Origin of the sequence: Microcystis sp. M44BS1, from assembly GCF_020244875.1 — a bacterium.
Taxonomy (GTDB): domain Bacteria; phylum Cyanobacteriota; class Cyanobacteriia; order Cyanobacteriales; family Microcystaceae; genus Microcystis; species Microcystis panniformis.
In genome coordinates, this window is record NZ_JADBVM010000007.1 from 1 (window position 1) to 13,474 (window position 13,474).

10 protein-coding genes are annotated in these 13,474 nt (G+C 43.5%); 3 read left to right on the forward strand and 7 right to left on the reverse strand.

Annotated features, from left to right (window positions below; translation table 11 throughout):
* Window positions 1-171: 171 nt before the first annotated feature.
* Complete coding sequence (locus tag IM515_RS00215) at window positions 172-834, reverse strand: potassium channel family protein (RefSeq protein ID WP_002772113.1); 663 nt, start codon at window positions 832-834, stop codon at window positions 172-174.
* 415 nt (window positions 835-1,249) lie between these two features.
* On the opposite strand from IM515_RS00215, the gene IM515_RS00220 reads away from it, so the two are divergent.
* Window positions 1,250-1,483 carry a helix-turn-helix domain-containing protein gene (locus IM515_RS00220; protein ID WP_002772111.1) on the forward strand — a complete coding sequence of 78 codons (234 nt, stop codon included), beginning with the start codon at window positions 1,250-1,252 and terminating at the stop codon, window positions 1,481-1,483.
* Between the two features lie 329 nt (window positions 1,484-1,812).
* On the opposite strand, the gene IM515_RS00225 is transcribed toward IM515_RS00220, so the two are convergent.
* The 3 genes from IM515_RS00225 to cobN all read right to left on the reverse strand — a co-directional run bounded on the left by IM515_RS00225 (window position 1,813) and on the right by cobN (window position 7,586).
* Entirely contained in the window at window positions 1,813-2,484 is a 672-nt protein-coding gene (locus tag IM515_RS00225) for a DUF4276 family protein (protein ID WP_080604655.1), read from the reverse strand.
* Between the two features lie 4 nt (window positions 2,485-2,488).
* Window positions 2,489-3,766: an AAA family ATPase gene (locus IM515_RS00230; RefSeq protein ID WP_287629930.1), complete on the reverse strand. Its 1,278-nt coding sequence runs from the start codon at window positions 3,764-3,766 to the stop codon at window positions 2,489-2,491.
* Between the two features lie 202 nt (window positions 3,767-3,968).
* On the reverse strand, window positions 3,969-7,586 hold the full coding sequence (gene cobN / locus IM515_RS00235) for a cobaltochelatase subunit CobN (RefSeq protein WP_287629932.1): 3,618 nt from the start codon (window positions 7,584-7,586) through the stop codon (window positions 3,969-3,971).
* A gap of 481 nt (window positions 7,587-8,067) precedes the next feature.
* On the opposite strand from cobN, the gene IM515_RS00240 reads away from it, so the two are divergent.
* A complete protein-coding gene (locus IM515_RS00240; RefSeq protein WP_287629933.1) occupies window positions 8,068-10,269 on the forward strand; it encodes a hybrid sensor histidine kinase/response regulator in 2,202 nt (733 codons plus the stop codon).
* A 219-nt stretch (window positions 10,270-10,488) separates the two neighbouring features.
* Here the strand turns inward: IM515_RS00240 and IM515_RS00245 are convergent, their stop codons facing one another.
* The 3 genes from IM515_RS00245 to IM515_RS00255 all read right to left on the reverse strand — a co-directional run bounded on the left by IM515_RS00245 (window position 10,489) and on the right by IM515_RS00255 (window position 11,810).
* Window positions 10,489-10,605: a photosystem I reaction center subunit VIII gene (locus IM515_RS00245; protein ID WP_002737043.1), complete on the reverse strand. Its 117-nt coding sequence runs from the start codon at window positions 10,603-10,605 to the stop codon at window positions 10,489-10,491.
* A gap of 57 nt (window positions 10,606-10,662) precedes the next feature.
* Window positions 10,663-11,145, reverse strand: coding sequence for a photosystem I reaction center protein subunit XI (locus IM515_RS00250; protein ID WP_002737469.1), 483 nt, complete (start codon window positions 11,143-11,145; stop codon window positions 10,663-10,665).
* Between the two features lie 254 nt (window positions 11,146-11,399).
* Window positions 11,400-11,810, reverse strand: a complete 411-nt coding sequence (locus IM515_RS00255) for a universal stress protein (RefSeq protein ID WP_002772100.1) — start codon at window positions 11,808-11,810, stop codon at window positions 11,400-11,402.
* Window positions 11,811-11,973: 163 nt separating this feature from the next.
* Between IM515_RS00255 and IM515_RS00260 the strand changes: the two genes are divergently transcribed.
* Window positions 11,974-13,182, forward strand: coding sequence for a phosphoglycerate kinase (locus IM515_RS00260; protein WP_002772098.1), 1,209 nt, complete (start codon window positions 11,974-11,976; stop codon window positions 13,180-13,182).
* The last annotated feature ends 292 nt before the right edge of the window (window positions 13,183-13,474 follow it).

Sequence of the window (13,474 nt, forward strand, 5' to 3'; positions counted from 1 at the left end):
GAAATGGGGCGAAAGTCTGTGGACTCTGTGTAAGACAGTACATGGTTTTTTAACTGTGGTATGCGACGGTGGTGGAAGCAGAAACTTAAATCGTGAGGTTTAGGAATCGCCGCACTTTTAGGGCGGCGAGGATGTCAACTAATATTCCCCCAGGGCGATCAATTGTTTTGGTTAACGACCATTGTGTAAACTGACTAAACGAGCGATAAAAACGGCGGGATAGAGAACTCCAGTCATTCCTTCTAAATTGGCTAGAACTCTAGCGACTTTACTGGCAGGAACTATATCACCGTAACCAACCGTGGCCAAGGTAGTAAAGCTGAAATGAAGTAGATCCGCCTCGTTGACGGTTTTAGCGGCGGAGCTAAAGGAATCGGAGTCGAAAATCTGGACAATATTATAAGCGGCCGCCCAGAAAAATCCTAAGAGAAAATAGACACAAATTCCCCCTTTGATGATATCGGATGTTACCTGTTCGGCGAGAATTAATTCTCGTGAAATCGAGTACACGCATAAACTAACAAAAGCTAGAGAAATTAATGTACTAGACAGATCGAACCAACGGTTGAAATCGCTATAAATAGGGATAATCGTGCTGAATGCTCGCAGGAGGAGGGCAATCAAAAACAGACCGATATTAAATCTTAAAGCCAATTTACTTTGATCGATCTGATAGACGGCGATGATCAGAGAGAGGGAGAAGAAAAAGAAAATCAGCCAATCTCCCAGGGGTAGATATACTAAAAACGGGTAAATAATGTAGAGCGAGAGCAGATTTGCCAGCAGCCGATTGTATTTATTTTCTGTTGCCCGCATCAATTGACGGAATTTCATAGCAGCGAACCTTTAACTGGTAATATTTCCTCCTGCTCATCAATTTTAAGGGTATTTATCTCCTATCTTCTTTCTAAATTTGCTTGCTTGAATAAACAGCGACTTTCTATCTATTAGCCTCTAGAAGACTATTATAGAAGCTTGGCAAAAGCGATCGCTATCAAAAAATGGCAAACTTAGACTTATAGATTTTTATTAAGAATTGACCATAAATTTTAAAAAATATTGCGGATAACGAGAAACCACTAAATCAAGGAAAAAAGTCAGAGTCTGACGTTATTAACCCATAAAAGCCAAAAAACTCGACAATTAAGATTGGTGAGGTATAATGCCTATTGACAAGAGAATAACTCTTAATAATACTTAATAATTTTTAATAATTCTGCTATCCTAAATCAGACAAAATGAATATCAATTGACAGCCCTCCGTTACGGTTTTCAGGAATGTTTTGGCCCCGGACCTGCGACTTATCTCAAAATTCAACGTCTTAACGGGGTACGACGACAACTAAAAGCGTCTGCGGGTAAAGGAATTACTGTTAGTGCGATCGCCCTACAGTGGGGATTCTGGCAGATGGGTCAATTTGCCAAAGATTATAAGAAAATGTTCGGTGAGTGTCCGTCGGCAACTTTGCGAGAAATTCTTTAACAAAATAAAAGTTAGATTTGCAGAATTTTGATAGTTTCTCTGAGCCAGCCAAAGTTAAATATCAGTATTGACGCTCCCATCGCACTCAGGCGAGGGATTCCCTGTTCATCCAGTTACCTTATCTAGGGTTAGCGGTAGTGTAACATAATCGGGGGTTGGGTTTCATACTTCAACCCAACCTACGTTCATCTTATATTTAATTCCACCCACCTACTTAATCAGTCTTTAATAACCAGATTTAGGCTCACTGGTTACTGGTCACTATCCCCTATTCCCCGCTCTCGACGATTATTTTAAATGCCTAAAAGTTTAGCCTGAAAAAATAGTCCTTATCTTGATTCTTCCTGACTGAGATGACGTAGTTTATCTCGAAAATAGCCAAAGCTGGGCGATCGATTAATATCCACATTCATCTGAGGAGAAATATTTTCTGCCCAGACTGTTTTCTCTTGACCCACAGAAGCTCCACCTAACTTAGATAATTGTTTCGCTCCACCTCTGTATATAGCATCTGCCAGTTTTTCCCAAGTACCACAGATACTATCATTAATATAGGAATCCAAGATAGCACTTTTGGCCTGGGGATAAGCAATTTTTATGGCATTAATATCACCTAAATACCAAGCTTCTCCTTCTTCAATAGCAATACAGAAGTAAATTGGGGATTTGATCGCAGATTTTTCCAGACAATTGCCTAATTCCTGTCGAAATTCTCGAAAACATCGATTATCCAGATCGCAAACCACAATCAGTACAGCAGCATAATTATCAGGGTAACTAGAAAAAGTTTTATCATATCCTTGAATCAGTTTAGGTAGTCGCTCAAGAAGAATCCGTTTACTAGGATCGGAAACAGACTGTAAGTCTCTGGGAATATGACCACTGCCTTTATAGGAATGAACCCTAAATGTATGACCTGCATTCATGTCAATAATCTTAGGAATTAGAATATCAAGTGCTTTTTTTCCCGACGAATCCTCAACCAAAATTTCAAAGTGCATGGCCTTATCTCTCATCTAAGTAATCACTATACCAAAGACTACCAAGGGGCAATCCTTCTGAGACGAGATTCTTGATTAAGGGATTGTCACTAGCCCGTTTAATCCGAGAAAACCCATCATCACCTTTTTCCAGAATCCAAACTTCTTCCGGCTGGAGAGCATCAACAAAATAAGGTTGATGAGTGGTGATAAAAATTTGAGAACGTCCTCTCTGTCCTGTGGCGTGTTTTCTAAATTCTTGAGCCAAGGTTTCTAATAGTTTATGGTATAAGCCGTTTTCTGGCTCTTCAATACAGATAAATGGCGGTGGGGAAGGGTCTTCTAACAGTAAGAGATAGGCGAATACTTTTAAAGTACCATCGGACATTTGTTGTACATAAAATGGGTCTTGGAATCCCCGATCATTAAATTTTAATAGTAGTCGATTATCGGGACTTTTTTCTGTGCTAATTTTTTCTATACCCGGTATCTTACGAGAAATACTATTAAGTATATTCTGAAATTTCTTGGAATGCTCTCTTTCCATAAACTGCACCACATTACCGAGATTATCTCCATGGATATTCAAATGTTTCTGGGGTCCAGCTAGGGGCAAACTTCTGGCCGCATCGGGAGTAAAATAGCTGAGATACCATCCCTCAATAAATCTCCGAAATAGGGAAATTCTCGGATGCGGTTTGAGAGAACCTAACGTAGCAATTCCTAGTTTGCGCTTATCATTCAGTTCCACTAACTCGGTTTCCTTGCTTTCCTCATCAGCTTCTTCTATTAACTTAAGTAAATCAAAATGGTCTTGACCTTCTTCTACTTGTTTCCCTTCTTCTTCTCCTTTCCAGACGATTCCTTTCCCTTCATCGAGGAGTAAAAATGAAAAAGGCCATCCGGTCTTTTGACCTTTTCTTCTCTGTCTGAGTCTTTCTTTTTTTACATAAGGTCTATTATCCGTATCTAGATCAATAGCTAACTCATAGGTAATTGGTCGGGAATTGTAATCTTCTTTATAGTAAATCTGAAATTCAATGCTTCCTTCCTGACCCTGGGAACGAAGACGCTCAAACCCGCCCCGACCTCGCGCATCACAAGCTTCTTCTACTCCTCCTTTAAGACAATCAGATAAAAAACCGAACGCATCAAAAAGTGTGCTTTTTCCCACACCATTTTTGCCGATAACGGCCGTCATCGGTGTCAGAGAATCTCGATTTTGAGTGTTCCATAACTTGCCCAGGGTTATATCCTTGAGCGCTCGATAATTTTTAATCCTCAATCCCTCAATTCCGGCCATTATTTAGTCCCGTTTCTCATTACTAAAGTAATCTAAGCAATTTCTCCCCGGAGAATATATAGTATAGACTGATTCTAAGTAGGGAGACACAATTATTTGTAGGATGGGTTAGCGGTAGCGTAACAGGAGCGGGCGTTGGGTTTCATGCTTCAACCCAACCTACGTTCTAACGGAAGATTTTTGATTTTTGCCAGAGGTCTAATTACTGACCCGATTCGATCGCTCCTTCGGCCTCATGGACAATTGCCCTCAATCGATCTAAAGTTTTCTGGTCCACCTGCGTCCATAATCCCCGTTGTTGAGCCTCTAATAATCTTTCGGCCATATCTCGCAATGCCCAGGGGTTTTTCTCCTGAATAAATTGTTGTACCTTCTCGTCAAATAAATAAGCTTCGGCTACTCCCTGATAGATAAAATCCTCCACTAGGTGAGTAGTGGCAGAGTAGGCAAAAATATAATCTACGGTTGCAGCCATCTCGAAAGCGCCTTTATAGCCGTGTCGCATCACTCCCGCTATCCATTTGGGATTAACCACTCGCGAGCGGTAAACGCGACGAATTTCTTCCTCTAGGGTTCTGATGCGGGGATTTTCTGGACGGGAATGATCACCAAAATAGGTGACGGGATTTTTGCCGGTTAAAGCCCGGACACTGGCAGTTAAGCCGCCTTGAAACTGATAGTAGTCATCGGAGTCGAAAATATCGTGTTCTCGATTGTCCTGATTGTGCAGCACTATCTCTAATTCTTGCAGTCTATTTCTCAATACTTCTGGTAAAGAATGGGCAGTTCCTTGACTATCATAGGCATAACAACTCCAGTTAATATAAGCATTAGCTAAGTCTTGATCATTTTGCCAGTTTTGTGACTCGATTAACCCCTGTAAACCGGCCCCATAAGCACCCGGTTTGCAGCCAAAGATTCTGGCAGTAGCTCTCAGTTTCGCCTCTTTTTCTCCTAAGCCCTGACTTAGCCAAAACTCCCTCTCTGTCTTCACTTTCGCCGCTAAAGGATTAATTTTTTCCTCTTCCTCTTGACAAGCTACCGCATTTATGCCAGAATTAAGAAGATGTAGTATGCTGGGGAAACTGTCCCTAAAAAAGCCCGATACCCGAACGGTCACATCAATACGAGGACGGCCTAAGCTAGACGGGGTAAGGATTTCAAACCCGACCACCCGACGGAAAAAACCATCCCAAAGGGGACGAATTCCCAGTAAAGCCATGGCTTCGGCCACATCTTCGCCACTATTTCTCATCGTCGAAGTTCCCCAGATAGAAATCGCCAAAGTGCGGGGATATTCGCCATTTTCTTGGGTATAACGTTCAATTAGTGCCTCTGCGGCCTTTCTTCCCACTTCCCACGCGGTTTCTGTGGGGATTGCGCGGGTATCGACGGAATAGAAATTTCTGCCGGTGGGGAGAACATCGGGACGGCCGCGGGTAGGAGCGCCGGAAGCACCACTGGGGACGTATTGGCCAGCGAGACCTTTTAAGAGATAGGTAAGTTCATCGGGGGTTTGTTTTAAAGCAGGAATTAACTGATTTTCTAGCCAAACCAATTCTTTTGCCGTATTTTCGCCTACAGGTTCAATTTTCCGGCTAATTAAATCCTGAGCGAGACCCTCCAGATAAGTAGTGGTATCGTTATATTCCGTCAGGGGGTCGCAGTCGAGATGGAGGTCAAGGGCGATCGAACGGGTTAAACCGGGGCGGTCGGGACTAGGAGAACGGGCGATCGATTGGATTAAATCAATTAACTGCTGACCCTGGGGACATTGACCGAAGATATGTAAACCGTCGCGGATTTGTGCTTCCTTGAGTTCACAGAGATAACCATCCACGAGGGTAAGAAATTGACCAAAGGAAGCGTTGATCTTGCCTAGCTCTCGATCGAGATTAGTTTTCGCCACCAGATTGTTAATCCGCTCGCGAATCAGAGCTAAACGAGAAGGATCAAGAGATTCTGCCTGATAATATTCATCGATGAGAGACTCTAGCTTTTCCCAATCCCCATACAATTCCGCTCGCGTCATTGGGGGAGTGAGATGGTCGATGATAACAGCTTGGGAACGTCTTTTAGCGTTGGAACCTTCTCCGGGGTCATTGACAATAAAAGGATAAAAATTCGGCAGCGACGAGAAAGCGATTTCGGGATAACAATGGGGAGAAAGAGCGAGACTTTTCCCGGGTAGCCATTCTAAATTGCCGTGTTTACCGAGATTAATCACAGCAGTGACTTGAAATTCCTGTCGTAACCAATGGTAAAAAGCGAGATAGCTGTGGGTAGGTTCCAGGTCGGGGGAATGATAATTAAGAGTCGGGTCAAGGTCATAACCGCGAGAAGGTTGAATACCGATAAAGACATTACCTAGCTGGAGGCCCGGGATAGGAAAATCCTTGTCTGGATATCCCCAACGGTCAAGGAGAGCGCTTTGATTATCGGGGGGAAGGGAGGAGAAATAATCTAGATATGCTTCTAGGGAGAGAGATTGATAGATAGGTTTTAATTCCCTTGTCTCCAGGTCATTAGTGATACCGGAAATAAGCAATCGCATTAATTCATCGCTATGGTCGGGTAGGTCGGTGAGGGTATAACCTTGGGTTTGTAATGCGCGAAGAATTTCCAGACCACTAGCGGGAGTATCTAAACCGACTCCGTTAGCGATACGACCATCCTTATTGGGATAGTTGGGGAAAATGAGGGCAATTTTTTTCTGGGAGTTGGGAAGGGAGGAGAGTTGACAATAGTTTGCGGTTAAATCAGCGACAAAATCAACCCGGTGGGGGAGGGGTTGATAGATAACTATTTCCGTTTCTAGTTTCGGATGTCGGGTGAGGACAGATTTAAAGGAAATAGCGCGGGTGATAATTTTGCCATCCATTTCCGGTAAAGCGATATTCATAGCCACATCCCGGGGGGAAAGACCTTGATAACCCTGTTGATAAGCTTCTAAACTGCTGCTGCTGAGGATAACTTGGAAGATGGGTTTATTGAGGGACTGCCAGAAGTGATGATTTTGTTTGTCTTCCGGTCGCTGGATAGAGAAGCTAGTGGTATCGAGAATTAGGTCCGGGGGATGGTGGGAAAAGAGGGTTAATAGTTCCTCTTGCACTTCAATTTCCCGGAGAGAGGAGAGAAAGATGGGGACAGTTTCCATATTTCTTTGGGTGAAAGCGCTGATTAAAGCATCGATAGCTTTGGTATTACCCGCGAGATAATGGGAACGATAGAAAAGTATCCAAGTCCGTGCTTGGGGTTGGGGTAGGGTTATCTGGGAATAGATTCCCAACCTCGGGACAACCTGAGGAGGAGAGGGAGGATAGTCGAGATGGAGACAGGTATGCGCGATAAATTTAGCAGCATTAATCCAGTTATCTATCCCTGCTTCCGTGAAATAGCACCATAACTGGTTAACAGTAGTCAGGGAAGCAGTGGAATGACTCATCAACTCTAAATCTGGTTTATCCTCTCCCGGGAGGACAAATAAAGTCGCACCGGTTTCCTCGACAATTTCCTTAACTACTTCCAACCCGTAGGACCAACTCCCCCGTCCCCCCAATAAGCGAAGAATAATCACCCTTGCTTGGGATAGTACCTTGTCCCCATAGTTATCGATACTGTATTGCTGCTGTAACTGCGATAAATTGAGGGCGCGAATTGCGGGAAAATTATCCGGTAGATGGTCGATAGCTGCCGCTAGAGTTTGAATATCGGTATCAGCCATGGTGAGGAGGACAATCGGGGCCGGATTTTGGTCAATAATAATCACCCCTTCGGTATCTGCTGTCCAACCACCCGCTTGGGGAGCAATACGATGCATAAGTTTTGAGAGTCAGGTTAAATAATGATTAGGTTTTGAGAATCGGGGTCTCGATCGAGGGATTATTTTTAGGTAGATAGAGACGATTATATCTGTCTGCGGCAATTTAAAGAACAGGGAATAGGTGTTAGGGGATAGGAATTAAGAAAAATCTTCACTAAAACCCCAACCCCAGTCCCCTTACTGATGACTGGGGTTTGGGGAAGTGGGAAAGTGGGGAAGTGGGGAAGTGGGGAAGTGGGGAAGTGGGGGAATTTCAACTAAAACCCCAACACCCTAAAACCCCAACACCCTAAAACCCTAAAACCCTAAAACCCTAAAACCCTAAAACCCCAACACCCTAAAACCCCAACACCCTAAAACCCCAACACCCTAAAACCCCAACACCCTAAAACCCCAACACCCTATCTCCTGCCTTCTGATAACTGATAACTGATAACTGATGACTGATAACTGATGACTGATAACTGATGAATGATAAATGAACGCTTCTCCCGCTTATGTTTGCTGTCAAGTGTTGTCATCTACTCACCTCGAACAAATTCGTTCTTGGTGGGGACAGTTGGCAATACAGGTAACAGGGCCGAGGATTAGTCTAAGTGAAAGAGACATTCCCCCACAGACAGGGGAAATCTATCAACTCTTGCTTTCCACTGACCTACAAGCTTTATTGTTAGCGAGTCCCCAAGGGCATAATTTTCAGTACGAAGTCCGCATTAGTTTTGAAGCGAACACGATTAAAAGTTTTCTGCAAGGACTGGCCGTCAAGTCTCTCCACCACCCGAAAATTGAGCAGAGTTATCAAATTTTAAATCTGCCTCTATCCAATAATGTCAGCAGTTTTCAAAATAAAATTTTAGTCAAAATTCTCTCGATAATTTCTTCTCCGGCTGCTGAGGGGGGTTGTTCCCGCATCTTCTCCGTTTGTCAACCGGTAGAAGCTGCCCTATCCCAACAAATCGAACAGGAAAGATTATTAAACCAAGTCATCACCCAAATTCGTCAGAGTCTGGAGTTACCGGTGATTTTGGAAACCGTAGTCAGGGAAGCGCGGGAGTTTCTGCAAGTGGACCGATTGTTAATTTATCAATTTTTCCCCGATACCGGTGAGGGAAAGGGGAAAATAACTTCCGAGTCGCGCATTTCTGACCAGATAAATTCCGTGTTAAATTTAACCCCCGAAGACGATTGTTTTTCCTATATTCCCCAATACAAGGAAAAGTATCGTCAAGGATTAATTTTGGCCGTGGATGATGTGGATGTTAACTATTCTTCTTCCTTCTGTTTGTCGGAATTTTTGCGACAACACCAAGTGCGATCAAAATTAATCGCCCCGATTGTGGTACAAGAAGAATTGTGGGGTTTATTAATTGCCCATCAATGTGGAGAAAAACGCCAATGGTTGCCGCAGGAAAAGAAATTTTTAGGTCAGATTGGTGAACATCTCGCCATCGCTATCTATCAAGCGCAATTATATTCCCAAGTACAGGAACAAAAAGATATTTTTGAGCGCCGGGTAATCGAAAGAACCCAAGAATTACAAGATACTTTAATGACCGCGGAAGCCGCTAACCTCTGCAAAAGTGAATTTTTAAATAATATGAGTCATGAGTTATTAACTCCCCTAACTTGTATTATCGGTTTGTCCAGTACCCTGCAAAAATGCTCGGCAGCTAATAATTTTTTACCTCCCGACAAACAAAAACACTATCTAAAAGTTATTCAGGATAACGGCAATAAACTATTAGAATTAATTAATGACTTGCTTAATTTCTCGCAAGTTTCGGCAGGAAAAGCCGTTTTAGATATTAAACAATTTTCCCTAAAATACCTCTGTAATCATGTTTTAGAAATTATCAAAACAGAGGCAGAAATTAAAGAAATTAATCTAATTTTAGAGATGAAAATTACCGAAAAAGATAATTATTTTTACGCCGATTACGATCGAGTTCAGCAGATACTTTTGTACTTGTTAAAAAATGCCCTGAAATTTACCCCCGAACAGGGTGCTATCACGCTGAGACTGTGGAAAGAAGGCAGTCAGGTCATTTTTCAGGTAGAGGACACGGGCATCGGCATTCCCGCTCAAAAAATACCGCTTCTGTTTGAAAAATTTACCCAGTTGGATGGCTCTCGTAAACGTCGTTATGGTGGTATGGGATTAGGATTGGCTTTAACTAAACAATTAGTGGAACTGCATCGCGGCACGATCGAGGTAGAATCTTGCTTAGATAAAGGTTCCATTTTTACCGTCCGTTTACCTCAACAAAAGCCCCCCAAATCCCAGCGCCAACCCTCGGATAATAATCCCCATTTTAATCAGCACCATCCCACTGTAGTTTTGATTGAAAGTGACGAAGAAATTGCCAATCTTATTTGTGAGTTATTGATGGTGGCACATTATCAAGTTATTTGGTTAATCGATAGTGTCTCCGCTATCAAAAAAATTGAGATCGTGCAGCCAAGTATTATAATTGTCGATCGGAAAATGCCCGATATATATCATCTCTGTCATCTCTTAAAAAAATCTAGCCAAACTCAAGCCAGTAAAGTGCTAATCTTGAATGATACCCCTGAAATCAGCGTTAATTTTCTCGGTCGTCATGGCATTGACGACTATCTCCTCAAACCGATTCAACCCTCCCTATTGTTGGAAAAAATCCGCTATCTAACCGCTTTATGAGTGGGGTTTGCGGCAAAAAGTTTTTCGGTGGGGGTGGGGTGTGACCCCCCCCAACCCCCCCCGACATCGGGGGGGGTTGGGGTGTGGGGTGTGGGGTGTGGGGTTTTACCCATTTTCATCTGGTCAATACTTTTCCTTTTTCCTCAGAAAATAGGACTTGAAAACTAACTATCAAATAGCTAATTTTCAAGTCCTTAATTGTAGGAATCCTAGACTAAATTAGGATTCACTTTCGATATAGATGAATAACAAACCCATAACCACAGCTGGCATTAACCAACAGACGATCGGGATTAAAATCCAAGGCAGATAAGAAGCTGCGTAGGCACCAGTCATGTCAAATGCTCCTAGTAAAAAAATAAGGAAATGATAATCAGGTAGAACAAGGGTTAATTATTGATTAAAAACCCCGCGCATGATGCCATCAACGACACCAAGATTTTCTAGGAGGAAATAGGCCACAAAAGCGCCACCCATACCACCAATAAAGAAACCGGCGGCGAATTGACTCCAACCCTCGGAGGATTGCAGAGGATCACCACTAGCGGCCTTACCTTGGAAGGAGACAAGACCATAACTAGCTAAACAACCCGTAGCCAAGAGAACCATGGCTAAAGCGGGGATTAAGCCGCCGAGATTAGCATATTCCGAGTCTCTCAAGGGACCCAGGACAACCCAGGGACCACCGAGGAAATAACCGTGGGCCATACCCACTTCTAGACCGCGCAGAATCGGAGCTAGACCGGGACGATAGGCAGGTAAGTTACCAATAAAAGCTTTGGTAAAACCAGAAGCGGAAATGGGGGTAGCTAGATGACCAATGAACGGATCATCATTGTAGGGTGTCACCACCTGTTTGTATCCAGTTTCAGCCATTGTGTTTGAGTTCTCCTTTTTCCGATCAACAGGAAAATTGATCATAAAACTTTAAGATTACACTTTAGGCCTAAGAATTACTTCAAGCAACCCCATCGATCGAGTTTTCAAGGGTTGACGGCTGAAACTCTCACAATTCGTTACATTTCTCTCAGGAGACGGGGGTGGGGAGCTTTGTTTCAGTGAGCAGTAAACAGTAATCAGTGGACTGAAAACTCACATCTGATAACTGCTCACTGATAACTGCTCACTGATTAAGGGATAATCAACACTGGACAGGGGGCAAGGTTAATAACTTTGGTGGTGACGCTTTCGGACACACCTTCGCTGGTTAATCCTAAACCGCGACAACCCATAACGATCAGGTCGGCATTAACTTCATCGGCCACATCGCAGATGACAAAAGAGGGTATTCCCTCCCGTTCAATCATTTCTGCCTTGATGCTAGCCTGAGCGAAAATCGCTTGCGCCGATTGTAACAATCTATCCACCGCTTCGATCGAATTCATCTTATCGTCGGCGGCAATTTCTCCGGTGGGTGTCGTTTCCACCACCGACAACAGGACCAAACGACTGTCAAAGATTTTGACTAATTCGATCACACTACTGGTCGCGTCACGACTTTCGCGGCTGTGGTCGATGGGAAATAAAATCGTCTCAAACATAATTAGCAAGTCTCTCCAATCAAATTTTTCTGGGAAAATCAGTCTTAGAACTGCAACACTGATCCCCAAATCTGAAATAATCTTTGTCAAAGTAATTGCCGCAAGTAGCGATACCCTGATTTAATCTTTATTGTACGGTAAGCAATCTAGGAGGTTATGGGCTGTGCCAAAAAAAACAGTAGCGAATTTAACAGAGGCTGATTTAGCGGGTAAACGGGTCTTAGTCCGGGTCGATTTTAACGTTCCCATGGACAAAGCCACCGGGGCAATCAGCGATGATACCCGCATTCGGGCGGCACTACCAACTATTGAGGATTTAATCAAAAAAGGGGCTAAGGTTATTTTATGCAGCCACATGGGTCGCCCCGACGGTCAAGTTAAAGAAAATTTGCGTCTGACTCCTGTGGCTAAACGTCTCTCGGAATTATTGGGCCAGGAAGTAATCATGTGTCCCGATTCTATTGGTGAGGGAGTGACGGCAGCGATTAGTCAAATGTCTAACGGTCAAGTGGCCCTTTTAGAAAATCTGCGTTTCCACGGTGAAGAGGAGGCAAATGATCCCGATTTTGCCAAAAAATTAGCCGCTAATGCCGATTTATACGTTAATGATGCTTTTGGTACCGCCCACCGCGCCCACGCTTCCACGGAAGGCGTTACCCACTATCTCAGCCCCTCGGTGGCGGGTTATTTGATTGAAAAAGAGTTAAACTACCTACAAGCAGCTATTGAAACTCCCCAACGTCCCCTAGCGGCGATTATCGGCGGTTCTAAGGTTTCTAGTAAAATTGGCGTGATTGAAACTTTATTGGAAAAGTGCGATAAACTGCTCATCGGTGGCGGTATGATCTTTACTTTCTACAAGGCCCGCGGTTTAAGTGTTGGTAAGTCTTTGGTGGAAGAAGACAAACTAGAGTTAGCTAAATCCCTAGAGGCAAAAGCTAAAGAAAAAGGGGTGGAATTCCTCCTTCCTACCGATGTGGTGTTAGCGGATAAATTTGATAAAGATGCCAATTCCCAAATCGTCAACGTCGAAAATATTCCCGATGGTTGGATGGGATTGGATATTGGACCTGAATCAGTTAAAGTTTTCCAAAAAGCTTTATCTAACTGTAAATCTGTCCTCTGGAATGGCCCGATGGGGGTGTTCGAGTTCGATAAATTTGCGGCGGGTACAGATGCGATCGCTCACACTTTAGCCGATTTAACCGCTACGGGTACAACTACTATTATCGGTGGTGGTGACTCGGTAGCGGCGGTGGAAAAAGTGGGAGTGGCGGAAAAAATGAGCCATATTTCCACTGGTGGTGGCGCTAGTTTGGAATTACTCGAAGGTAAGGTTTTACCCGGTATTGCCGCCCTCGATGAGGCCTAATTATCGCTAACATCTAAGGTTGAAAAAAGGTGGGTGCTGGCCCACCTTTTTTTTATGACTTAGGGAGTGGGGAGTGGGTTTTTCAAGTTGGATTGGGAGTTAATCATACAAAGACTTTTTGGCTCTTCGGTTTGTGTTATGCAATGGACGGAGGTTATAAGGGATGGAACCCTTATATAGAAAGGCATTTAGCGATTTTTGTCAATTGTTTTTGCTCTAGAGCGAACTAATCAATTAAGTCTCTTGCCAGATAAGGATTTAGTCGATTTATGCCCCCCTATCGAACCATACC